17 protein-coding genes are annotated in these 24,419 nt (G+C 62.0%); 10 read left to right on the top strand and 7 right to left on the bottom strand.

Annotated features, from left to right (window positions below):
- Complete coding sequence (locus tag AC1RMF_RS07410; RefSeq protein WP_493140868.1) at positions 1-1,452, bottom strand: leucyl aminopeptidase; 1,452 nt, start codon at positions 1,450-1,452, stop codon at positions 1-3.
- A gap of 24 nt (positions 1,453-1,476) precedes the next feature.
- Between AC1RMF_RS07410 and lptF the strand changes: the two genes are divergently transcribed.
- From lptF to AC1RMF_RS07385, 5 genes are all read left to right on the top strand, one after another.
- Positions 1,477-2,589 carry an LPS export ABC transporter permease LptF gene (gene lptF / locus AC1RMF_RS07405; RefSeq protein WP_493140866.1) on the top strand — a complete coding sequence of 371 codons (1,113 nt, stop codon included), beginning with the start codon at positions 1,477-1,479 and terminating at the stop codon, positions 2,587-2,589.
- The gene (gene lptG / locus AC1RMF_RS07400) at positions 2,586-3,692 is read left to right on the top strand and encodes an LPS export ABC transporter permease LptG (protein WP_342617608.1); all 1,107 of its coding nucleotides are present in this window, start codon (positions 2,586-2,588) and stop codon (positions 3,690-3,692) included. The genes lptF and lptG overlap by 4 nt, the downstream gene beginning before the upstream one ends.
- A complete protein-coding gene (locus AC1RMF_RS07395) occupies positions 3,689-4,060 on the top strand; it encodes a sirohydrochlorin chelatase (protein ID WP_493140863.1) in 372 nt (123 codons plus the stop codon). The genes lptG and AC1RMF_RS07395 overlap by 4 nt, the downstream gene beginning before the upstream one ends.
- 84 nt (positions 4,061-4,144) lie before the next feature.
- The gene (locus AC1RMF_RS07390) at positions 4,145-5,110 is read left to right on the top strand and encodes a CysB family HTH-type transcriptional regulator (RefSeq protein WP_493140861.1); all 966 of its coding nucleotides are present in this window, start codon (positions 4,145-4,147) and stop codon (positions 5,108-5,110) included.
- On the top strand, positions 5,100-6,269 hold the full coding sequence (locus tag AC1RMF_RS07385) for a pyridoxal phosphate-dependent aminotransferase (protein ID WP_493140859.1): 1,170 nt from the start codon (positions 5,100-5,102) through the stop codon (positions 6,267-6,269). The genes AC1RMF_RS07390 and AC1RMF_RS07385 overlap by 11 nt, the downstream gene beginning before the upstream one ends.
- 33 nt (positions 6,270-6,302) lie before the next feature.
- Here AC1RMF_RS07385 and hrpA read toward each other — a convergent pair whose 3' ends face one another.
- The gene (gene hrpA, locus AC1RMF_RS07380; RefSeq protein WP_493141278.1) at positions 6,303-10,235 is read right to left on the bottom strand and encodes an ATP-dependent RNA helicase HrpA; all 3,933 of its coding nucleotides are present in this window, start codon (positions 10,233-10,235) and stop codon (positions 6,303-6,305) included.
- A gap of 127 nt (positions 10,236-10,362) precedes the next feature.
- On the opposite strand from hrpA, the gene argA reads away from it, so the two are divergent.
- Positions 10,363-11,709, top strand: coding sequence for an amino-acid N-acetyltransferase (gene argA / locus AC1RMF_RS07375; protein ID WP_493140857.1), 1,347 nt, complete (start codon positions 10,363-10,365; stop codon positions 11,707-11,709).
- A 2-nt stretch (positions 11,710-11,711) separates the two neighbouring features.
- Positions 11,712-12,716, top strand: coding sequence for a formylglycine-generating enzyme family protein (locus tag AC1RMF_RS07370; protein ID WP_493140855.1), 1,005 nt, complete (start codon positions 11,712-11,714; stop codon positions 12,714-12,716).
- A gap of 24 nt (positions 12,717-12,740) precedes the next feature.
- Here the strand turns inward: AC1RMF_RS07370 and AC1RMF_RS07365 are convergent, their stop codons facing one another.
- The 3 genes from AC1RMF_RS07365 to AC1RMF_RS07355 form a co-directional block, all read right to left on the bottom strand.
- Complete coding sequence (locus tag AC1RMF_RS07365) at positions 12,741-13,253, bottom strand: disulfide bond formation protein B (RefSeq protein ID WP_493140853.1); 513 nt, start codon at positions 13,251-13,253, stop codon at positions 12,741-12,743.
- Positions 13,254-13,366: 113 nt separating this feature from the next.
- Positions 13,367-17,140, bottom strand: a complete 3,774-nt coding sequence (locus tag AC1RMF_RS07360; protein WP_493140851.1) for a translocation/assembly module TamB domain-containing protein — start codon at positions 17,138-17,140, stop codon at positions 13,367-13,369.
- On the bottom strand, positions 17,140-18,987 hold the full coding sequence (locus AC1RMF_RS07355; protein ID WP_493140849.1) for an autotransporter assembly complex protein TamA: 1,848 nt from the start codon (positions 18,985-18,987) through the stop codon (positions 17,140-17,142). Before AC1RMF_RS07355 ends, AC1RMF_RS07360 begins: the two co-directional genes overlap by 1 nt.
- A 143-nt stretch (positions 18,988-19,130) precedes the next feature.
- Here AC1RMF_RS07355 and AC1RMF_RS07350 point away from each other — a divergent pair, with 143 nt between their 5' ends.
- Both AC1RMF_RS07350 and AC1RMF_RS07345 read left to right on the top strand, forming a co-directional pair.
- Complete coding sequence (locus AC1RMF_RS07350; RefSeq protein WP_342617598.1) at positions 19,131-19,403, top strand: oxidative damage protection protein; 273 nt, start codon at positions 19,131-19,133, stop codon at positions 19,401-19,403.
- A 5-nt stretch (positions 19,404-19,408) separates the two neighbouring features.
- Complete coding sequence (locus AC1RMF_RS07345) at positions 19,409-21,265, top strand: FAD-dependent oxidoreductase (protein ID WP_493140847.1); 1,857 nt, start codon at positions 19,409-19,411, stop codon at positions 21,263-21,265.
- Here AC1RMF_RS07345 and AC1RMF_RS07340 read toward each other — a convergent pair.
- A complete protein-coding gene (locus AC1RMF_RS07340) occupies positions 21,235-21,717 on the bottom strand; it encodes a DUF2917 domain-containing protein (RefSeq protein WP_342617595.1) in 483 nt (160 codons plus the stop codon). The two genes, AC1RMF_RS07345 and AC1RMF_RS07340, sit on opposite strands and share 31 nt — an antisense overlap.
- A 107-nt stretch (positions 21,718-21,824) precedes the next feature.
- On the opposite strand from AC1RMF_RS07340, the gene AC1RMF_RS07335 reads away from it, so the two are divergent.
- Entirely contained in the window at positions 21,825-22,826 is a 1,002-nt protein-coding gene (locus AC1RMF_RS07335) for a LysR substrate-binding domain-containing protein (RefSeq protein WP_493140844.1), read from the top strand.
- 5 nt (positions 22,827-22,831) lie between these two features.
- Here AC1RMF_RS07335 and AC1RMF_RS07330 read toward each other — a convergent pair whose 3' ends face one another.
- The gene (locus AC1RMF_RS07330) at positions 22,832-24,406 is read right to left on the bottom strand and encodes a lactonase family protein (RefSeq protein WP_493140842.1); all 1,575 of its coding nucleotides are present in this window, start codon (positions 24,404-24,406) and stop codon (positions 22,832-22,834) included.
- Positions 24,407-24,419: the final 13 nt, after the last annotated feature.

Here is a 24,419-nt window from a genome sequence, read left to right as displayed (position 1 = left end):
CTACTTGGCTGCCGCTTGTGCGGGGGCCAGGAGGTACTCGACCAACAGTCCTACGGGGCGACCGGTCGCGCCCTTGGCTGCCCCACTCTTCCAGGCAGTGCCCGCAATGTCCAGGTGCGCCCACGGATACTTTTCCGTAAAGCGTTGCAGATACTTGGCCGCGGTCACGGCGCCTGCCGCACGACCAGCCACATTGGCCACGTCGGCAAACTGGGTCTTGAGGCCCTCGGCATATTCCTCGTCCAGCGGCATGCGCCAGCACAGGTCCTGCGCAGCATCGCCGGCCGCGCCCAGCGCCTGGGCCAAAGCCTCATCCGAAGAGAACAATCCGCTGCGAACCGCACCCAGTGCCACCACACAGGCACCAGTGAGCGTGGCAATGTCAATCACCGCCTTGGGTTTGAAGCGCTCGGCATAGGTGAGTGCATCGCACAGCACCAGGCGACCTTCTGCATCGGTGTTGAGAATTTCGATGGTCTGGCCGCTCATGCTGGTCACCACATCGCCGGGTTTGACGGCACGGCCATTGAGCAGGTTTTCGCAGGCGGGGATCAGCCCCACCACGTTGATGGCAGGCTTGAGCTCGGACAGCGTGCGGAACACGCCCAGCACGCTGGCGGCCCCGGACATGTCGAACTTCATTTCGTCCATCTCGGCTGCAGGCTTGATGGAGATGCCGCCGCTGTCGAAGGTGATGCCTTTGCCCACCAGAACCGTCGGCGCCGCAGACTTGGCCGCGCCGCTGTACTTCAGCACGATGAAGCGCAGAGGCTCTTCCGATCCCTGTGCCACGGCCAGGAAGGCGCCCATGCCGAGTTTGGTAACGGCCTTCGCGTCCAGCACATCACAGGTGATGCGGGCATGTTTTGCCAGGCTTTGCGCAGCTTTTGCCAGCACCGTGGGCGTCGCATGGTTGGCCGGACGGTTGGCCCATTCCTTGGCAAACTCCACTCCCGCAACCACGGCGGTGGCGCGCTCGAAGCCGCCAGCCAGCTCATCCGCGTTACCCGCGCCCACCAACACCGATTGCAACACCCGGGCTTCGCCCTTGGACTTGGTCGTCGTGTAGCTGTAACTGGCATCTGCCGTGGCGGCCACGGCAGCGCGCAAGGCAGCAGCGCTGGGGTTGGAGGCAAACACCACCACCAGCTTCTTGAGCTTGTCGGACTTGGCTGCGGCATAGGCCGCACTCAAGGCGCTTCGGACCTGTTTGGCGCTACCGTCCCCAATACCGGCCAGCACCACGCGGGCAGCTTGCACCACCGGCGGCTTGTACAAGGCCAGGACTTTTCCCGCTTTGGTCTGTGCATCGCCGTCCTTGAGGGCACGGCCTATCAGAGCGGAGAACCCATCCTTGGCGGGTTTGTAGTCATCACCCAGCAACACCAGCAGCGCGTCGCATTTTTCGGTGGCAGCCTGAGCAAGGCTGAGGGACTTGAGTTCAAAGTTCATAATTCGGGTTCTTCCTTCGACGCAATGTTATTCCATTCCTCCATCCGCAAAGAACTTGCCCGTAGTTTCGGGGCCACGCTGGTCGTATTGGCAACCGTGGTCATGACCATGACGCTGATCCGCACCGTCGGAGAAGCCTCACGCGGAACCTTCAACCCCACCGATGTGATGATCGTCATGGGCTACACCGTGCTATCGGACATGCCCACCATCCTGTCCATGAGCCTGTTCATCGCCATCCTGAGCGTGCTCACCCGCATGTACAAGGACAGTGAGATGGTGATCTGGTTCGGCAGTGGACGTGGACTGACTTCGCTACTGACACCTTTGCTGCGCTTTGCCTGGCCCATTCTGGTGATCATCGTGGTCCTGGCTTTCCTGATTCTTCCCTGGGCGTTTGGCCGTATCGAGGACCTGCGTGACCGCTATGAGAAGCGTGGGGATATTGCCCGCATCCAGCCAGGGCAGTTTCAGGAATCCGCCAATGGCGACCGCGTCTTCTTCATCGAAAAGAATTCCGAAAACAAGGAAGTCGGCAACAACGTCTTCATCGCCACCAACGAACAAGACAAGCAGACCATTACCTCCGCGCGCAGCGGCCATATTGAAGTCATTGGGCCGGACAAGTTCCTGGTACTGCAAAACGGACAACGCCTGGAGCGCAATGTTGGCAAGGCAGACATGACCGTGAGCGAGTTTGAACGCTACGGTGCCCGCGTGGGCGCCGATGACGTTTCAGCCCGTACCTACATCCCATCCAGTTCCCTGACAACCATGCAACTGCTGCAGGAGTCCAATCCGCAGTATCTGGGCGAGCTGTCCTGGCGCATAGGCCTAGTGCTGGCAGCATTCAACTTCATCATCATTGGCGTAGCCGTCGCGGGGACCAACCCGCGCGTAGGCCGGGTGGCCAACCTGGGATTCGCTTTCCTGATCTTCGTGGCGTACTTCAACTTCCTGGTTCTGGGCAAGAGCTGGGTGGAGTCCGGGCGCATGCAGTTCGCTCCGTTTCTGTTGGGGCTGCATGGCGGCGCCCTGGTTCTGGGGCTGCTCTGGCTGGCCAAGCGCAACAACAATTGGGTCTTGCGTCTGAAACGGCACAACACAGACCAGTCCACCGAAAGCAGCCCCTCATGAAAACCGTTCGTCGATTGCTGTACCGCGAGGTGGTCATCGCCGTGGCACTGGTGACCCTGGGCTTTGTGGCGCTGTTTTTCTTCTTTGACCTGGTGGAAGAGCTGCAGTCTGTCAACCGTAGCGGAGCCCTGGGCTATCGCATCCCGCAGGCGCTGATCTATATCGGCCTGACCATGCCCAACCACATCTACGAACTCATGCCCATCACGGTGTTGATCGGCACGATCTTCGTCATGGCCCGGCTGGCGCAGAGTTCGGAGTTCACCATCCTGCGCACCAGCGGCCTGGGGCCCTGGCGGGCACTGCGCACCCTGCTGACTCTGGGGCTGGTGTTCGTGTTGTTCACCTTCGCCGTGGGCGACTACATCGCGCCGCTGGCCGACAGGACGGCGCAGCTTCTCAAGGCCCGGTTTCAAGGCCAGGTGACGGTGGGCAAGACCGGCGCATGGCTGAAGGAAAAGCAGGCCTACGGCAGTTTTGCGGTCAATGTGGGCGCACTCTCGGGTGATGGCGACATGAAGGATGTTCGCATTTTCGAGTTCGACAACCGGGGCCATCTGGTGTCCGTCACCCAGGGACAGACCGCCACCTTTGGCGAGCACGATGACTGGCTGCTCAGCGGTGTGGATCGCACCGAGTTCACCACCGTCGACAACCAGTCCGGCCATGTGGATAGGACCTTCCCGCCCAGCTTTCGCTGGCCCACGGGCGTAACTGCCGAAATGGTGGCTGCGGCCGTGTTGCGGCCCGAGCGCATGGGAACCATCGACCTGTTCCAGTACATGCAACACCTGAGCTCCAACAACCAGTCGGCCCAGAAATACGAAATCCAGTTCTGGAAAAAGGTGTTCTACCCCTTGAGCTGTCTGGTGATGGTGGTGCTGGCGCTTCCCTTTGCCTACTTCCATTTCCGCTCCGGCAGCATTGCGAGCTATGTGTTCGGTGGCGTCATGGCGGGCATCAGCTTTGTGCTGCTGAACAACGTGCTCAGCGACCTGGGCACCCTGCAAGGCTGGCAGCCCTGGTTTACCGCAGCCCTGCCGGGGCTGATCTATTCCATACTGTCCCTGACCGCCTTCACCTGGCTGGTTCTCAAGCGATGAGCGCTACTGCCCCACGTGCCATCGTGCTATTCGCGCACGGATCGCGTGACCCTCTGTGGCACAAGCCGATGGAGGCAGTGGCGCACCAGATTGCCCAATCCCACCCCCACGTGCTGGTGCGCTGCGCCTATCTGGAGTTGAGCACGCCCGATCTGGCAACCGTGTGTCATGCATTGGTCGACCAAGGTTGCCGGGAAATTGCGGTTCTTCCCATGTTTCTGGGGGTTGGAAAACACGCCCGGGAAGATCTGCCGTTGCTGATTGCCGGATTGCGCCAACAACACCCCGCCGTCCAATTCGATCTCAAGCCGGCGGTCGGGGAAGACCCGCGCCTGATACAGCTTCTGGCTGGCATTGCAGCAGAGTAAGCGTGGCTTCGGCCTACGCCTGTTGTGGATAATGATCTTGGTTATTATTCCTTTTGGGTATTAAAAGATCACACTGGCAACCCCATGAACCTTCACCAATTCCGCTTTGTGCAGGAAGCTGCGCGCCGCAATCTCAATCTGACCGAGGCCGCCAAAGCACTCCATACCTCCCAGCCCGGCGTGTCCAAAGCCATCATTGAGCTGGAAGAGGAGCTGGGCATCGAAATCTTCGCCCGCCACGGCAAACGCCTCAAACGCATCACCGAGCCGGGCCAGCATGTGCTGCGCAGCATCGAGCTCATCATGGGCGAAGTGGGCAATCTCAAGCGCATTGGCGAGCAGTACAGCACCCAGGACAGCGGCACGCTGTCGATTGCAACCACCCACACCCAGGCCCGCTACGTGCTGCCCGAAAAAGTGGCAGCCCTGCGCGCCGCCTACCCCAAGGTCAACATCAGCCTGCACCAGGGTGCGCCCGGCCAGGTTGCGCGCATGCTGATCGACGATGTGGCCGAAATCGGCATCGCCACCGAGTCACTGTCCGATTACGCCGAACTGGTTACCCTGCCCTGCTACGAGTGGCAGCACATGCTGGTATTGCCAGCTGACCACCCCCTGGCCAAGCAGGAGCACTTCACACTGGCCGACATTGCCAAAGAGCCGCTGATCACCTACCACCCGTCTTTCACGGGCCGCACCAAGATTGACACCGCGTTTGCCCACGCCCATCTGGAGCCACGGGTGGCACTGGAAGCCATCGACTCCGACGTGATCAAGACCTACGTGCGCCTGGGCATGGGCATCGGCATTGCTGCCGAAATGGCGGTCCAGGACATCCTGGACGATTGCGCCAACAACGGTGGCAAGGGTGGACTGGTGGCGCGCCCTGCAGGGCAACTGTTTGGAAACAACATCACCCGCGTGGCATTCAAGCGCAGCGCTTACCTGCGCAACTTTGTCTACACCTTCGCCGAATTGCTCAGCAACCGCCTGAGCCGCGATCTGATCATCAAAGCCATGACCGGACATGTGAACGACTATGAACTCTGAAACCCGATTCAGCACCCCGGCGATCAACAGCCGCCTGCCCAACGTGGGCACCACCATCTTTACCGTGATGTCAGCGCTGGCCGTGCAGCACAAGGCCGTCAACCTGGGCCAGGGCTTTCCGGACTTTGCCTGCGATCCGGCCCTGGTCGATGCCGTCACCCAGGCCATGCAGGCCGGCCACAACCAGTACCCGCCCATGATCGGCGTGCCCGCCCTGCGCCAAGCCATTGCTTCCAAGGTGCAGGCCCTGCATGGCCACAGCTACCACCCGGACACCGAGATCACCATCACCGCCGGGGCCACGCAAGCCATCATCACCGCCATCCTGGCCATCGTGCATCCGGGCGACGAAGTCATCGTGCTGGAGCCCTGCTACGACAGCTATGTGCCCAATATCGAACTGGCCGGTGGCATTGCCGTGCGCGTACCGCTCTCACCCGGCACCTTCCGCCCGGACTTTGACAAGATTGCCGCAGCGCTCAGCCCGCGCACCCGCGCCATCATCATCAACTCCCCGCACAACCCCAGCGCCACCGTGTGGACCGAAGCGGACATGCGCACGCTGCAGGATCTGCTGGCGCCCACCGACGTGCTGCTCATTAGCGATGAGGTCTATGAGCACATGGTGTTTGACGGGCAGACGCACCAAAGTGCCGCCCGCTTTCCGGCGCTGGCGGCGCGCGCCTTCATCGTCTCCAGCTTTGGCAAAACCTACCACGTCACCGGCTGGAAGGTCGGCTATGTGGCTGCCCCGGTAAGCCTGACAGCGGAATTCCGCAAGGTGCACCAGTTCAATGTGTTCACCGTCAACACCCCTGTGCAATACGGTTTGGCCCAGTACATGGCTGACCCCACCCCGTACCAGAACCTGCCCGCCTTCTACCAGCGCAAGCGGGACCTGTTCCGCGATGGCCTGGGCAAGACCCGGCTGCGCCTGCTGCCCAGCCAGGGCAGCTACTTCCAGTGCGTGGATATTTCCGAGGTCAGTGACCTCAATGAAGCCGACTTTTGCCAGTGGCTCACCAAAGAGATTGGCGTGGCTGCCATTCCGCTGTCTGCCTTTTACGGCAAAGGATTCGACCAGCGCGTGGTGCGCTTCTGCTTCGCCAAGCAGGACGCCACCCTGCTTACGGCACTGGAGCGGCTGCAAAAGCTCTAAGCGCGCACTGGGCCCCGCGCTTGGCGGGGTGCCTCAGCTCAGTTGCGCCCAGGCCTTGTCCAGCCGCTTGACGCTGACCGGCTGCGGTGTGCGCAGCTCTTGCGCAAAGAAGCTCACCCGCAGCTCTTCCAGCAGCCAGCGGAATTCCAGCATGCGGTCGTCCACCACGCCTTTGCGCTCGGCCACCAGACGCCAGTAGCGTTGCTCCAGCGGACGCAGTTCGGCCAGCCGGGCGGCATCGCGCGCAGGGTCGGCGCGGTACTTTTCCAGGCGCAGGGTGATGGCCTTGAGGTAGCGGGCCAGGTGCTGCAAGCGGTCCCAGGGTGCGGCATGCAGAAAGCGCTTGGGCATGAGGCGCTGCAACTGCTGAGCGGCGTCGGCGGTGGCCTCTGCAGCGTTCTTGCTGTCCTTGATCTTGCGGGCGGCGGCGGCGTATTCCTGCAGGATGACACCGGCCAGCCGCGCCACCTCGGTGGCAATCAGCGTAAGGCGGCCGCGCCCCTCCTCCACCCGTTTCTTGAAGGCAAATTCGTCCGTGGGCAGCGGGTCCAGCAAAAAGGCGCGATCCAGTGCCAACGCAATGATCTGCTCACGCAATTCCTCGAGGGTGCCGCCTGAGGTGGCACTGTCCTTGGCGCCTTCGGTACGGCCCACCTGCATATAGGCCACAGCCATCTTCTGCAGGTCAGGAATGTTCTTTTCCAGGTACTTGAGCGCGTCCTTGATCTGCAGTGCAAACAGGCGGCGCAGGCCGGCGCGGTGCTTGGCAGCCGCCGTCTCGGGCTCATCAAACACTTCGATGGTGACCGCATCCCCGCCGTCAATCAGCGCCGGAAAGCCAATCAGCGTCTGGCCACCCTTGCGGATCTCCAGCAGCTCGGGCAGTTCGCCAAAGGTCCATGCTGTGTGGCGCTTTTCCGTGGCTACGGGTGGTGTGGCGGGTTGTTTGCTGGCACTTGGGTTTGGCGAAGCGGCAACCGGCTTGGCACCTTGCGCTTGCGCCGTTTCTTTCGAAGCAGTTGGTGCAGCAGTGGCCGCGCCTTGGCCCAGCTTCAAATTGGCCAGCGCCTGAAACGCTCCACGCGCCTGCTTGCCCCATTCCGCTTTGAGCGCGCCCAGGTTGCGGCCATGGCCCAGTACCCGGCCATGCTCATCCACCACACGGAAGTTCATGAAAAAATGCGGGGGGAGCATGTCCACCTTGATATCGGCCCGCACCACATCCACCGATGTGGCGTCACGTACCAGCTTCAGCACCGCATCGGTGAGGCTGCCTGCGCCAAAGCGTGCCGGGTCGTTGAGCGCTTCAGCGAAGCGCGTGGCGGTTTCCGGCAGCGGCACCAGACGGGAGCGTGGCCGCTGGTGCAGCGTCTTGATCAGGGCCTGGATCTTTTCGCGCAGCATGCCGGGCACCAGCCATTCGCAGCGCTCCTCGTTTACCTGGTTGAGCACAAACAGCGGCACGGTCACGGTCAACCCGTCATGGGCATCGCCCGGCTCATGCAGATAAGTGGCGGCGCAGTCCACGCCCCCTAAGCGAATCGTCTTGGGGAACGAAGCGGTGGTGATGCCTGCGGCCTCGTGGCGCATCAGTTCCTCGCGCGTGAGCATCAAGAGACGCGGGTTCTTCTTGACCGCTTCGCGGTACCAGTTTTCAAAGCTGTAGCCGCTGCACACGTCGGCCGGTAGCTGCTGGTCGTAGAAGGCATAGATCAGCTCGCCGTCCACCAGCACGTCCTGGCGGCGGGACTTGTGCTCCAGCTCCTCCACCTGTGCAATCAGTTTGCGATTGGCAGCCAGGAAAGGCAGCTTGGTTTCCCACTCGTTTCCAACCAATGCCTCGCGGACGAAGATCTCGCGTGCGCCCTGCAAGTCGACCCGGCCATAGTTCACCTTGCGCCCGCTGTAAACCACGATGCCGTACAGCGTGGCCCGCTCCAGCGCCACCACTTCAGCAGCCTTCTTTTCCCAGTGCGGGTCCAGCAACTGCTTTTTCAGCAGATGGCCACCCACCTGTTCCAGCCACTGCGGCTCAATGGCCGCAATGCCGCGGCCAAACAGGCGCGTGGTCTCCACCAGTTCGGCCGCCACGATCCAGCGCCCGGGCTTCTTCACCAAATGCGCTCCCGGATGCGGGAAGAACTTGATGCTGCGTGCGCCCAGGTATTCGCCTGACGCGCCATCCGTCTCCAGCTTGCAGCCCACATTGCCCAGCAAACCTGCCAGCATGGACAGATGCAGCTGTTCGTAGCTGGCTGGCGTGGTGTTCAAGCGCCACTTGTGTTCGGCCACCACGGTATGCAACTGGCTGTGGATGTCACGCCACTCGCGCACACGCCGCATGTTCACAAAGTTCTGGCGCAGCAGCTGCTCGTATTGCCGGTTGCTCAATTTATGGGAAGTGACTGGGTGCGCCGACATCAAGCGGAGCGCGGAGGCGCCAGCCGCCCCCCTGCTCGCGTGCCCATTTGCCTCACTACCACCGCGTGCGTCGTGAATCCACTTCCACAGCCGCAGATAGCCGCTGAACTCGCTCTTCTCGTCGTCAAACTTGGCATGCGCCTGATCGGCCTGCTGCTGCGCCTCCATGGGCCGGTCGCGCACGTCCTGCACGCTCAGGGCCGAGGCAATCACCAGCACCTCGTCCAAGGCGCCACGGCTGCGCGCCTCCAGAATCATGCGGCCCACCCGCGGGTCCAGCGGCAGGCGCGAAAGCTCCTGGCCCATAGGCGTGATCTCATTGGCGTCATCCACCGCGCCCAGTTCGTTGAGCAATTGGTAACCGTCTGCAATGGCGCGGCCCGAAGGGCGGTCGATGAACGGGAAGTCTTCCACAATGCCCAGGTGCAGCGACTTCATCCGCAGAATCACTCCGGCCAGCGAGGAGCGCAGGATTTCGGGGTCGGTAAAGCGCTCGCGCCCTTCAAAATCCTTCTGGTCGTACAGGCGAATGCAGATGCCGTTGGCCACGCGCCCACATCGCCCGGCGCGCTGGTTGGCGGCGGCCTGGCTGATGGGCTCCACCAGCAACTGCTCCACCTTGCTGCGAAAGCTGTAGCGCTTGACGCGGGCCGTACCCGCATCGATGACGTAACGGATGCCTGGCACGGTGAGCGAGGTTTCGGCCACATTGGTGGCCAGCACGATGCGCCGCCCGTTGTGGCTGTCAAAGATGCGGTCCTGCTCAGCCTGCGACAGGCGGGCAAACAGCGGCAGCACCTCGGCATTGCGAAACACGGGCTGATGACTCAGGTGCTTGCGCACGTGATCAGCTGCCTCGCGGATTTCGCGCTCGCCGGGCAGAAACACCAGGATGTCGCCCGCATTGTGGGCATCGCGCCAAAGCTCGTCCACCGCATCGGCAATGGCGGAGTTGAGGTCGTATTCGCGGCTTTCCTCAAACGGGCGATAGCGCTGCTCCACAGGGAACATGCGGCCCGAGACCATGATGATGGGCGCTGGGCCGTTCCTGGACTCAAAGTGCTTGGCAAAGCGGTCCGCATCAATCGTGGCCGAGGTCACCACAATCTTCAGGTCCGGCCGACGCGGCAGGATTTCGCGCAGGTAGCCCAGCAGAAAGTCGATGTTCAGGCTGCGTTCGTGCGCCTCGTCGATGATGACGGTGTCGTAGGCGTTGAGCAGCGGGTCGGTCTGGGTCTCGGCCAGCAAAATGCCGTCGGTCATCAGCTTGACGGATGCATCCTTCGACAAACGATCCTGAAACCGCACCTTGTAACCCACCACATCGCCCAGCGGCGTCTTGAGCTCCTCGGCAATGCGCTTGGCCACGCTGCTGGCGGCAATGCGCCGCGGCTGGGTGTGACCGATCAGCCTGCCGCGCTGCCCTGCCGGATAGTTCAGCTTGCCGCGACCCATGGCCAGGGCGATCTTGGGGAGCTGCGTGGTCTTGCCCGATCCGGTCTCGCCGCACACGATGATGACCTGGTGGCGCTGCATGGCGGCCATGATTTCGTCGCGTTTGCCCGACACGGGCAGCGACTCGGGAAAATCGATTTGCAAAGGGCTGGCTATCAAGGGACTCACTTCGTAGAGAATCGGGAATTATCCTCTGCCGCCTCATCTACAGCGCCCCATGACCTCCGTCTTCAATTTCACCTTTGTGCCCTGGTTCCGCTCGGTGGCGCCCTACATCCACAAATTCCGCAACCAGACCTTTGTGGTGGGCATTGCCGGCGAGGCCATTGCCGCGGGCAAACTGCCCAGCCTGGCGCAGGATCTGGCCATGATCCAGAGCATGGGCGTAAAGATCGTGCTGGTGCATGGCTTCAGGCCGCAGGTGGCTGAGCAGCTCAAGGCCAAGGGGCATGCGGCCAAGTATTCGCACGGTATCCGCGTCACCGACGAAGTGGCGCTGGACAGCGCGCAGGAGGCCGCTGGCCAGTTGCGCTATGAAATCGAAGCCGCATTCAGCCAGGGCTTGCCCAACACCCCCATGGCCGATTCCACGGTGCGGGTGATCTCTGGCAACTTCCTTACCGCCAGACCCGTGGGCATTGTGGATGGTGTGGACTTCCAGCACAGCGGCGTGGTGCGCAAGGTGGATACCGCCGGCATCACCAAGACGTTGGAGATGGGCGCCATGGTGTTGCTCTCGCCCTTCGGCTTCTCCCCCACGGGCGATGCCTTCAACCTGGCCATGGAAGAGGTGGCAACCTCGGTGGCCTCGGCCCTGCAAGCCGACAAGCTGATCTTCCTGACCGAGGTGCCCGGCATCCGCATGAAGCCCACGGAGCCCGCCGGTGAGGACAATCCGATTGACACCGAGCTGCCGCTGGCCGCAGCCGAGCGCCTGCTGGCCGAGCTGCCTGCAGCCAACCACCCGACCGACGTGGCCTTTTACCTGCAGCACTGCGTCAAGGCCTGCAAGAGCGGCGTGGAACGCAGCCACATCATCCCCTACTCGGTGGACGGCTCCATCCTGCTGGAGGTGTATGTGCACGATGGCATAGGCACCATGGTGGTGGACGAGAAACTCGAGGAACTGCGCGAGGCCACTGTGGACGATGTGGGCGGCATTCTGCAACTCATAGAACCCTTCGAAAAGGACGGCACCCTGGTCAAGCGCAGCCGTACCGAGATCGAACGCGACGTGGGCTACTACACCATCATCGAACACGACGGCGTGATCTTCGCCTGCGCAGCGCTCTACCCCTACCCCGAAGCCAAGACCGCTGAAATGGCAGCACTCACCGTCTCACCCGACGTGCAGGGCCAGGGTGACGGCGAACGCGTGCTCAAGCGCGTGGAGCAGCGGGCCAAGGCAGCCGGGCTGGACAGCATCTTTGTGCTGACCACCCGCACCATGCACTGGTTCATCAAGCGTGGCTTTGTGCAGGTCGACCCCGACTGGCTGCCCGAGGCCCGCAAACGCAAATACAACTGGGACCGCAAGAGCCAGGTCTTGGTCAAGAAGCTCTAACCATGCGTCCCACCACCTGGCCCGCGCTGCTCCTGATATTGGTTCTGAGCGCCTGTGCCACGCGGGGTGGGCCGGATGCGGCACATACAGCGTTCACCAACTCCGTGGGCTTACGCATGGTGCGCATTCCCGCCGGGGAGTTCCTGATGGGCAGCGACGAGCCTTCAGAGACCCTGCACAAAAGCTACCCGCTGGCCGAACAACGGCGCCTGGACGACTTGTTTGACGAAGCGCCGGTGCACCGGGTGCGCATCACCAAGGCCTTCTACATGGGGGCCACCGAAGTCACCGTGGGGCAATTCCGCCAGTTCGTGGAGCAGTCCGGCTATGTGCCGGAAAGCATTGCCGACGGCACTGGCGGCTATGGCTACAACCCGCAATACGACGCCAGCAAGACCCAACGGGGAGATGCCTTTGAGGGGCGCGATACCCGCTACAGCTGGCAGAACCCCGGCTTTGTCCAGACCGACCAGCACCCCGTGGTGAACGTCACCTGGAACGATGCACGGGCCCTGGCCCGATGGCTGAGCAAGCAGGAGGGCCGCACCTACCGGCTGCCCACCGAGGCCGAGTGGGAATATGCCGCACGCGCCGGTACCCGCACACGCTATCACTGTGGCGACGAGCCGACCTGCCTGCTGACGGTGGCCAACACCTTTGACGAGGCCGCCAAACCCTACTGGCCGCAGTTTGCCGCCAATGCGCTGAACGGCAACGACGGCTTTGCTTTCACCGCACCAGTGGCCAGCTTTGCGCCCAATGCCTTTGGCCTGTACGACATGCATGGCAATGCCTGGGAGTGGACACAGGACCTGTATGCCGAAGACTATTACGCGCACTCTCCCGTGGACGACCCCAAGGGCCCGGAACAAGGCAATGTGTATGTGCGCCGTGGCGGCTCCTGGCACACCTGGGCGCTGTATGCGCGCTCCAGCTACCGCAACTGGAACTCGCCGCAAACGCGCTACACGCTGGTCGGAATCCGGCTGGTGATGGATGCGCCCTAGCCTTGCGGCGCAGGCCTCACCGCCTTAACGCTTGGCTTGGCGTACCAGCAAGGTCAGGGCGACCAGGGCGGCAAAGCAGAACCAGACGAACGACCAGTTGGCAATGGAGCCGCCCAGAAAGGTCCAGTCCACCTTGGAGCAATCGCCGCTGCCCTTGAAAATCATGGGCAAGGCGCGCTTGAGCGGGAAGTTCTCGATCATTCCGTAGAGGTCACGGCCGCAGGAAACCACCTCGGGTGGATACCACTGCAGCCAGCTCTGGCGCGCGGCCACAAAGGCGCCGGCCAGACTCGACACCAGCAACGCCACCGTGGAAGCAATCAGCAGGAAACGCTTCGCCGTGGCTGCACCCAGCACCGCAAAAAACACCACCAGGAAATCGCAGTAGCGCTGCACGATGCACATGGGGCACGGCTCCAGGCCCACCACATGCTGCAGATACATGCCAAAGGTCAACATGCAGACGCAGATGAATGCGATGGCGGCCATCACCCGACGCGGGGCGTAGTCAAAATTTTCCAGGACAAAAGTGAACATGCGGACTCAACGAGGTTGGACAAAGACAAGCTGGCATTCTCCCCCAACTGTGTTAACCATTCGTGATGCTGGCTCTTAAGCCCCGGGGCACCATTACCGGCCTCGCCCCGCACTCAGTCGTAACGTGTGGTAAAGATCAGGTCCACACCTGTTGTGATGCCAGACTCGCCACGCAAGGTAAAGCGCCTGGACAGGTCATAAAAGACGTAGAGCGTACCCAGCGTGCCCGCCAGGCTACGCTCATAGACCACGTAGAAGTCGCGCGACAGGCGCTTGCCAACCTTCACCGTGGTTTCCGTTCCCGCCGTGCCATCCAGATTGGTCACTGCGGTCTGCCCCAGGGACACTTCGTCCAGCCCCAGGGCGCTCACCAGATTTTCACGCTGAGAACTGCCGGACCCGGCAAACAGCGCCAGGGCTGCCTGTTGCAGGATGACGGTTTCCGCACCGCCATTGGCGCTGGAGCGTCCCAGCACCAGCCAGGAGAGTTTTTCGATGTCCGAGAGTTCTGGGTCGGAATACAGCCGCACCACCGGCAACTGCGCCGTGCCGCTGACGTGCACGCCCACCACCTGCGTCAAATTCGGACGGATGGCCCGGATGTCCAAGGCCGGGTTGTCATAGGCACCGGTAAAGCGCAGCGTGCCTTCTTCGATGGTGAGGCGCTGCCCGTAGGCGCGGTAGGTTCCATTGACCGTGCGCAGTTCGCCCGTGAGGCGCGGCGGTGCGTCACGCCCCTGGGCCTTGAGCACCAGAATGCCAGCAAGCCGCGTGCTCAGGCCCCGGCCTTGGATCTGGAAGTTACTGCCCGGGTCCAGCGTCACCACAATGTCCGGCACCACGGTGCGCGCCACCTTGCTGGCCGGGTCGGCGGATGTGGACGCAGCGGGCTTGGAAACTGCCCGGCTGCGCTTGACCACCACGTCCGAACCCAGCCGGGGTGCCGTGTCCTCCGGCAACACAATCATGGCCTGATCCGCCTCCAGGGCGCCGCGTATCTGCAGACTGGCGTCTAGCAGATTGGCACTCAAGTTGCCCGACACCACCAACCGCTGGTTCGGCTTGGCCGTGACCCTGAACGCCCGCGCATTAGCCACCAACGCCATGCGCACATGATCCATCAGCGGACTACCGGCACTGGCAGGCAGCCAGTCCAGCGTGCCGCCAACCACCAACTGACCTCCGCTCGCGCCTCCGGCGCCCGACAGCCTGAATTCCGCGATGTCCATGTGCTGTCCATCGATCAACAGATGCATGGAGCCTGCACTCAGGTCGATGCCATCCACCACCGAACGGATGGACATGTCACGTGCTTGAAGGCTGCCTTTCCACGATGGCTTGCTGCGAGTGCCAGACAGGGTGGCGTTGGCCTCCAGCGTGCCGTTGATGCGCCAGCCCACGGGCGCAAACAGGGACCAGGCGCCCACCCGAGGCAGATTTGCCTGCACGCTGCCCTGTAGCGGCGCGTCTGCGGGCCAGGTGGTGCCGCTCTCGCCGCTGAATATGCGTGTGGAGAAGTCGACCTGTGCATTGCCTCCAGCATCGCTGGCCCAAACTAGATTGGCGTGCACCGCTTCACCGGCAATCTCCACTTCCACGTGGGCATCACGCAAACCGGCAGGCAAGGAGCCGCCCGTGCTGTCACTGCCCAGCAATTGCAGATCGCCGCTGCTGCGCAGCAAGCGTGCGCGCAGTTGGAGGCCATTGCCACTGTTGCTGGCATCCCACTGTCCGCCCAGCACCACATCACCGCGCAGCCCCAGATTGGCCAGCCGGGTCTGACCCAGGGCCTCCAGCCACGCCAGAGGGACACCCTGCAGACTTCCGCGGCTGGACCAGCGCGCAACGCCAGGACTGGCCGCACTTCCCCGCTGCGACCACACAATCGGCTCCCACTGCAACTGGGCCACACCCGGCGCTGGTCCACTCATGCGCAGGGTGCCTGCGCTCACCGATACGGACTGGGCCAGCGCACTGTGCTGCCAATCCAGCGTCAAGGGTTGCTGCAACTGCAGACTCCAGGGCACCGACTGCAAACCGTCCTGCAGACTGGCTTTGAGCTGGGTCATCCGCACGCGCAGGTCACCGCTATCCTGTTGAGCCAACTGGGCTTTCGACTGCAGCGCCAATCGAGAAGTACCCCATTGCACATCGCTGCGCAGCGCCACGTCCAGCGCCGCCAGCGTACCGGACACGTCCAGTTGCAGATCGCTGAAGTGATAGCGGTCCTGCATGTCCAGGCGCTTGCTGCTCAGAGACGCGTTCAACTTCAGACCACTGCCCCGGTTTTGCCAACCGCCTTCCCATCGCGCACTGATCTCCGCCGCACCCTGCACGACCAGACCCTGTAGCTGGCTACCGAACCCCGGGAGCGTTTGCATCCATGGCAAAAAGGCGCCAGCATCCTTGATCTGCCACTGCGAACTGCCCTGCCCCGCACTGGCGCTGATCTGGCCGTTGATGCTGCCCTGGCCGCCCGGGAAGCTGGTCTGCAATTGCAGCTGCGCCGCGTCGCTCCGGGTATTCCACTGCAGCTGACCATTCACCTGGGCTTGCGCGGATTGCAGGGACAAGGTATCCACCACCAGCGCGGGCGACTTCCAAAGGCCTTTGGCCAGTGCCTGCATGCGGCCGGCAGCACCCTTAGGCATGGAATTGGCTTGCACCTCGAAAGCCGTGCCCGACGGCGTTTGCCGTACTGAGAACTCTCCATCCACAGCACCCACATTCCAGCGCGGATCCACCCGCATCCAATCCAGTCCCAGCACCGTGCCTTTGGCAGTCCAGAGCGCGGGACTGCCCGAGTAGCTTCCTTGCGCATGCAAGGTGCCGCCCGCCAGGGCTGCCTGCAGGTCGGACACCAGCCACTGGCCATCGCGGTATTGCAAGCTGGCGCGGGCATTTTGCAACGGCAGCCGGTTCTGGCTCCAGGGGCCTTCGAGGCCGTTTTGCAATTGCAGAGAAGCAGTCCAGCCGGCGCCCTGCGGCACAACCTGCACCTGACCGGACAGGCTGGTTTGCGGCGCCTGCGGCCACAGACCCGAGAGGTCCAACGCACTCCATTGACCGTTGGCACTTTGCAAGGGTTGTGGCTGCGCGGGCTGCAGTTGCGCCTGCAGATGGGCCTGCGCCCCATGCAACAGGCGTTGCGCCGGATCCGGCTGCAGGTCCAGTGTCAGTTGCAGCGACGCATCCTTGCCATAGAGCGTGCCGGCCACTTCTGCGCCAGCCAGCAATATCACACTGCGCTGCTGCACCGTGGTGGCAACCTGTCCGCTGGCCCGCACCTTCAGCGCACCCGGCAGCGCCGCCTGCAGGCTGGCATCCACCTGGTAGGAGCCTGCGGCCATTTTGAAGCGGACATCTTCCAGCCGGTGCTGGCTACCGTCAAAGCGATAGCGGCCTTGCAGCTTCTGCACCGTCCATGCCGGTGGTCCGGCCCATTCCACTCTTTCCACCCGAAACGGCGCATCCACCCGAAACGGCAGGCGCATTTCTGAAAACGGGCTGTTGCTTGACGGGCTGTGGTCTTCCACGCTCAGCGCAGCGGCTTGCAGACCAGTCAAACGCAGTTCGCCCTGCAAAAGGGCTTGCCATTCCCAGGCCATCTGCAGGTCCTGCACTTCAACCGACAGCGGCCCTTTTTTCCACAGCACGTGTCCTATATGGCCGCCTCGGGCGACGGAACCTTGCGTGTCCTTGACCTGCAAGGTCTGGCCGGCGGGCAACAGGGGCCCCAGCAACCACAGTGCCTGCGCCAGTGAGCCCTCAGAGCTGCACCAGACCAATATGCCGGTCAGGGCAGTCAACACAAGCCCAGTGACCAACGACAAGACCAAACTGAACGAAGCGCCCAGTGCATGGAAGGTGAGCCGCAGCCAGCGCATCAAAACACGAAGCCCACGTTCAAGTGCAGGCGAAATGCTTGCGTTGCCACACCGTAGGCCAGGTCCATCTGCAGCGGGCCGATCGGGCTCTTCCAGCGTGCACCCACGCCCACACCCACCTTGAAGCTGAATTCCTCGGTCCGGTTCGCCACCGCGCCGGTGTCCACAAACACGGCGCTTTCCCAATCGGTCAGGATGCCGGCCCGCACGATGGGGCGCTGCCACTCGATGCTGGCATTGACCATGTAGCGCCCGCTCTCGGCGCTGAGCACGCCGTCGTGCGTCACCCCGATTTCATCGCGCTTGTAGCCCCGTACCGTGGTGTCGCCGCCGGTCAGAAAAAGCTGGTTGAAGGGCACATTGTTGGCGTTGTCCACAATCACCGCCCCCACCTGTGCGCGGTACACCATGCGCCCGGCACGCTGGCGGTTGAAAAGACTGTCACCTGGGCGCTCCAGCGGCTGATAGAAGCGCCCGTTCAGCAGAAAGCGCGAATACGGTTCTTGATCCGCGCCCAGCACCGAGCCCACGCCCAGTTCACCGCCAATGCCCCAGCCGCGCTCGGGGAAAGGAATGCTGTCAAAGTGCCGCAGAGCAAAGGCGTAGTTGACGGTCAGCGCCTCGTTGGCATTGCTCTGGTCGATCTCGCGGTACACGGCCTGTGTGCGTTCAAACTGCAGGTAGTAGCTCTGGTCCAGATCGGCCTGCGTGGTGAAGCGACCAGCACGGTAGCGCCGGGTGTTGACGTCGATCTCGGCAATATGCTGCTGCTGGACCAGCGCCGATGCGGCCCAGCGCCATTGGTTGTCACCCGGTTGCGACGTCCAGTCGCTGGTAAAGGTCTGGGTATCGCGGTCGGCGGCGATTTTGTTGACGGTGCGCCAGCCAATGCCGGGTACCAGGTTGTGGGTGTGCTCGGCGCTCCATCGTGCGCCCGAATCGGTGCTGGCACCAATGCCCAGCACCAGTTTTTGCATGGCCGCTTCCTTTACCTGGGCGCGTACCGTGGCGTAATCCGGATCGCCGCTCTGGTCCAGGCTGAAATAGGCCGAATCGTAGTAGCCGCTGTCCGTCAGCCGCTTCTGTGCATCCACCAGCGCGCTGGCCGTGTAATCCTTGCCTGCAGGCAACCGCGCCAATCGCCGCACCAGCAAGTCGCCGTAGCGCTCTACCCCTTCTACTTCCAAACTGCCGATACGGTAGGCTGGCCCGGAGTCCAACGTCACCGACAGGTCAGCATACGCGGCATCGGCATCAACGTCAGCCTGCGAGCTCAGCAGGCGCGCCGCCGCATAGCGCTCGGACACCAGTTGTTTGAGCGCGTGCTGCTTGGCATCGTCCCAGCGTTCTTGCGAGAAATATTCGCTCTCGGGCAACGTCCAACCGTCCTGCACGGCATTGCGCTGGGCACCGGCTTTGGGATCCTGCGCAATCGGCCCCTGCAATTCCAGATGGACGGCACGCACGGTGGTGCGCGCACCGGGTTCCACTGCAATCTTCACGATCCGCGGCAACGGCGGCTTGGCGGCTTGTAGCTGCACCTGGATCTGGGGAGAAAAATAGCCCAGAGTCGCCACCAGATCGCCAATGTCCTGCGGCGCGGTGAGCAACAGGGTCTGTATTTCTGAGTCGCTCAGGTCTTCCAGCAAACGGTAGCGCTGCAGATCCATGTTGCGCTCCAACATCAGGCGGATATCTTCGGGCGCTTCGATGTGGATATCAAAGGCAATCGGAGAGGCTGCTTTGGCGGCTTGCAGCTCCACCGCAGCGGGCGACTGCGCCAGCGCGGGCAGGCAAAGCGCCAGACCCGCTGCAAAAACGTAGAAGCGAAAAAAGGGTACGGGCATGTCCGGGCAACTGTACCGCACCATGTTGCACCGCGTGATCAGGTAACCAGAGTGCCTGCGCTGGCTGGGTGCTTGTCAAACCGAATAAGATCAACCATTCGACATTTTTGCGCAGCGCGCTGCGCTCCTTACAGAGGTATTCCATGGCACGTACGGTTCAATGCATCAAGTTGGGTAAAGAGGCTGAAGGCCTGGACTTTGCCCCCTATCCCGGCGAGCTGGGCAAGCGCATCTGGGAAAACGTGAGCAAGGAAGCCTGGGCGGCCTGGCTCAAGCACCAAACCATGCTGGTGAATGAAAACCGCCTGAATCTGGCCGATGCACGTGCGCGCCAGTACCTGGCCCGCCAGATGGAAAACCACTTCTTCGGTGAAGGCGCAGACGCCGCACAAGGCTACGTGCCGCCCTCGGCCTGAGTCGCGTGACCGAAGACGCCGGAGCACCCTCGTTGCATCCGGCGGCCATCCATCTTCATACCTATTGCGCCGCACAGGCCAGTTGGACCGCATTGGATACCGGCTTTGGTCAAGGCCGGACCTTTGCCGAAGTGCGGCAATGCTGGCGCAGCCAGTTCCCTCGCCCGCCCATGCTGCATTACGTGGGAGTGCTGTCTTTGGAGCAGGCGTTGGCATTGCAGGCCGCGCATCAGAATCCCAGCAACGATGAATTCCCACGACAGGCCGACCTAGCGGACCTGTGCTTCGGACTGGGTGAAGGCTTTCACCGCTTCCTGCTGGATGACGGCGCGCTGTCGCTTACGCTGTGCGTGGGTGAGCTGCCTGCCATGCTGGCACAGCAGGAGATGCAGGCCGACACCATCGTCGCGGATGCCTCGGCCGCCCTATGGGACAAGTGGCTGATCAAAGCCCTGGCCCGCCACTGCAAGCGGGGCACTTCGCTTCACTTTGACGCCGCATCGCCGGTGCAGGCTGCGCAGCTGGAAGCCGCTGGCTTTGTACTGCAACCGACTGGTGTGGGACGGGCCGCCTACGCCGTGTTCAACCCGCGCTGGACTTTGCGCAACAGCCGACGCCCCCAGGCAACCGCCAGGTACACACCCGGAACTTGTGCCGTGATTGGTGCGGGCATTGCGGGCGCCAGTGTGGCGCATGCACTGGCGGTGCGGGGTTGGACTGTAGCGGTTCATGACGCGCATCCGCATCCCGCGGGAGGCGCTTCCGGCCTGCCGGTGGGATTGGTGGTGCCCCACCATTCGTCCGATGACAGCCCACGCTCGCGCATGTCGCGTGTCGGCACGCGGCTGATGCTGCAGCACGCCGCCCGTTTGCACAAAGGAACGGACTGGAACCCCAGCGGCGTGCTGGAGCTTCACCCCGAAGCGATTGGTCTGGACGAGGTGGAAGCCGAGGTGCGGTCCCCGTCCTCCAGTCCAGGGCCCGCACAGGCTTGGGCGCGCGCAATGACCAGTGGCGAACTTAGCGGTTTGTGGCATCCCTATGCCGCCTGGATCAAGCCCGGGCAGCTGGTCACCCAATGGCTTGGCCACCCGGGCATTCAATTCCATGGCAATTCCCGCATCGCCACTCTGGAGCGCAGTGGCGGCAACTGGTTGCTTCGCGATGCACAAGGCCGGCCGGCCGGTCGGGCAGACACCGTGGTGTTTGCCAATGCCTTTGCCTGCCAGAGCCTGTTGCAACGCTTGAATGCGGAACAGGCAGGCGCAATCTCCTGGGTGCCGGACTTATGGAACAAGATAGAGGCGCTGCAGGTCCTGCACGGCACGCTGAGCCTGGGACTGTGCCCATCGGCAATCCCGGTCGACTGGCCTGCGTTTCCGGTGAACGGCCACGGCAGCTTTGTTTCGGGCGTTCCCGGCGAACAGGGCCTGCGCTGGTTTGCCGGATCCACTTTCCGCGCCGATGCAAAGGCGCTGGCCGATTTGGCACAGGAGCAGGCGACCAATCTGGCCAAGCTGCAGGTGTTGCTGCCGCAGGTGGCAAGCACACTCGCCCCCCAATTCGAGAGCCGGCAGACGCAGACTTGGCAAGGCCGACGCTGCGTCACGCACGACCGGTTGCCACTGGTGGGGCCATTGGAAGAAGGTGCGGCCCCCACACTGTGGCTGTCCGCCGGTATGGGGGCACGGGGCCTGAGCTTTTCGGCACTATGCGCGGAACTGATCGCAGCCTGGATGGGTGGCGAGCCGCTACCCGTCGAAAACCAGCTCGCCAAAAGCCTGAGCACCCTGCGCCCACGCCGCCAGCGCGCCGCCCAAGGTAGCCCGACTCAGGGTGCGTTGGACTCCAGGCAAGTCTGAACCTTGCCGCGTCCTGCCACCAGGTAATCCGAGTAGCCGGCCAGTCCCCGCAACAGCCGCACCAATGAGCGTGCTACCAGCACCAGACCCGTTGCCAGTTCCCTTGCTGGCTGTCCAACGGTCTGTTGCCAGCGCACGGCGCTTGCGCTGACGGCATCCGGTGCCCATTCCAGCTGAACGACAGCGTCATGGTCGGAAGGCCAGGACTCGATCACCACCGTCTGGCCGGCGGCCAGGTGCAATGCCGCGCCGCTTCCCAGGAAGATATCGCCCGGCTCGATCTCAGGGCACCAGCGCGGTTGGGGCTGATAGGACGACGTGCTCAACGTGGCCCACACCCGTCCACTGGTCGTGCGCAGCAGGCCAGCGGTTTGCGGACGGAAGGTCTGCGCCTGGCCCCGGGCCAGTGTCCAGGCGGTAGGAGTGGATGCGGAAATGCGATCGGTTTGCATGGTGGAGTCCTTTCTGTTTCGGCAATGAATAATCGCCCACAGCGGCAGCACCGTCCAATGAAATCGGGATATGCTATTCATTCCGTTTACGCATTAATGGATAGACCATGCCCGATCCATCCCCGCAACCATCCGGCATCCCCATGCGCAGCCGACCCATTGGGATGGGCTATCTGCGTGCGCTGGAAGCGGTTGCCCGCCATCTGAACTTTCGTGCCGCTGCCGATGACCTGTCGCTGACCCAGAGTGCCATTTCCCGCCAGATCCAGTCGCTGGAAGAGGAAGTGGGCGTGCCCCTGTTCCTGCGCCACACGCGTTCGGTGGAACTCACCAGCGCCGGTGCCCAGTTGCTGCGTGCCGCCATTCCCTCACTGGAGCGCGTAGACAGCGCGGTGCGACAAATCCGCCAGAGCGCTGGACGCAAGAGCGTGGCCATTACCACCTGGGCCTCTTTTGCGTCCATGTGGCTGATCCCTCGCCTGGAGGCTTTTCAGAGCGAATATCCGGACATAGACATCCGCATCGACGCCAGTGACAACGCGGTCGACCTGGGCACCAGCGATGTGGACCTGGCGCTGCGTTACACGCGCCCCGAGGGCGCCGGGGAAGACGCCATACGTCTCTTTGGCGAACAGCTCACGCCGGTGGCCAGCCCCTGGTTGCTCAAGGGAGGCAAGCCATTGTTGCGTGGCGAGGACTTGATCCACCATGCGCTGCTGGAGGCCAGCGACACCCATCGCACGCATAACCTGGAATGGCTGAGCTGGCGGCGATGGCTGGATTCACAGGGACTCAAGCGACTGGAGCCCAAGCGCTGGCTGCATTTCAACTATGCACACCAGATCCTGCAGGCTGCGCTCACCGGGCAAGGCGTAGCGCTGGCCAGAATGCCGCTGGTGGCAGACAGTCTGGCCAGTGGCGATCTGCTGGAGGTACTGCCCGGGCAGCGCATGGACACACCACTGGCCTACTTTTTGATCATCAACCCGCGCAGCAAGGTGCGGCCCGAAATCCAGGCCTTTTGCAACTGGCTGCTGGCACAGGCAGCCATCACGCGCCAGGCCATTGGTGAGCGTGCTGAGCCAACCGTTCAGCCTGGAAAGGGTTGAATGACCTACTTCGAGAGAACCACGTAGGAGGGACTGTTTCCCGTCACGTATCTGGCAATTGAATGCAGCGCCCCAGTTATGGAATCGTAGGAGTACAGAACAAGACCTCCCATGATGTCGGTTACGTACAGGAAATTGCCGGACGAACTGAATGCAATGGATTGCGGGCCACTTCCCACAGTCAGAAACGGGCTGCCCGGGACGGGGGTCAAACCGCCAGTAGCACCGTCAATGGTATAGGCGGAAATATCATTGCTACTAAAATTTGCAGCATAAAAAAAACTGCTACTCGGATCAACCGAAAAGCCCCGCGTCCAGATTCCCGCCAGGTAGTTCCCTCCGGAAATGGGCGTCACCCTTCCTGTCACTCCGTTGATGGAGTAGGCATATATGTTATCGGCGGCATTGCTGGTATTTCCTGCGTATAGGAAGGCCCCATTTGGACTTATTGCCATATGGTCCAATTGGCTTGGTGCAGCCACCGGACTTCCCGAAATTTCAGTCAGGGCACCATTGCCGCTGTTGATCAGATAGGTCGAAATCGAACCCAGGCCGTTGGCCGTGAACAGATAATTCCCGGCAGGATCCATAGCCAGTTCTTCCGGGAAAGTTGGGGCGTTATAGGGGCTGCCCGGAATAGGCGTCAAAGCGCCGTTAGAAGCATCAATGGAATATGCCGAAATACTTCCACTGGTACTGCCGACAGTGCCAGTATTTGCGACATAGACAAACCGGCTGGTAGGGTCTATTGCAATCGACATGGGCCGTATCCCTGTCGCATAAGGACTACTCGGAAGCGGTGTCAGAACACCCGTGCCTCCATTGACACTGAATGCCGATATGGTTTGGCTGTCACTGTTTACGACGTAAACAAATTTGTTCAAACGATCTACGGCGATAGCGCTTGGATGATTGCCAACAACATAGGGGCTTCCAGCCACCGACACGAGCGTTCCAGTATTGGGATTTACCGAATAGACCGATATGGAGTTGCCCCCAAAGTTTGCAACGTAGGCAAACTTTCCCTGAGATACCTGTGCACAGTTGATCAAGACATTATTTACATTTGCTGACGGCATTACCCCGCTACCGCCGGTGATATCACAGGAGACATTGGTCGATTGAGGCGTAACCAAAAAGTTGTAACTTGCCCCTGGGGAATGGGTAGTCAGCAGAGAGAAGCTCTGGGTACCCAATGTGCTGGAAGTTAATTTTGTTGAAGCCACGCTTCCGTTCTGCGGGTATGAATCCGTAACGACAATGGATTCGTTTACGGGCAACCCGGAGACATTCACGATGAACCCGTATTGCGTGCCACCGGTGGAAGGTGAACCTCCGCCACCTCCGCCACCTCCGCCACCACAGGCAGACAAAGACATGGCCAATAAGACAAAGAGCCCCTTGATCCGCATACTTAGACCTTTCATTTCTAATAGTGTGATTTTTTGAAGGAGTAATGCCGTTTTCTTGTAGTTGAAATCCGTCAATGAAGATTCATTGGCTACGAGCATTTCAAAGTAATGCAGCCACCCTGGCCGCAAAGTGTATCCGGTCAATTGGGCGATATCAGATTCCCCCACACGGTCCCCCTGA

The sequence above is a fragment of the Rhodoferax sp. GW822-FHT04A08 genome, from assembly GCF_058801025.1.
The sequence above is the reverse complement of the archived record's forward strand: the minus strand, read 5'-3'. Positions and strand labels throughout refer to the sequence as shown.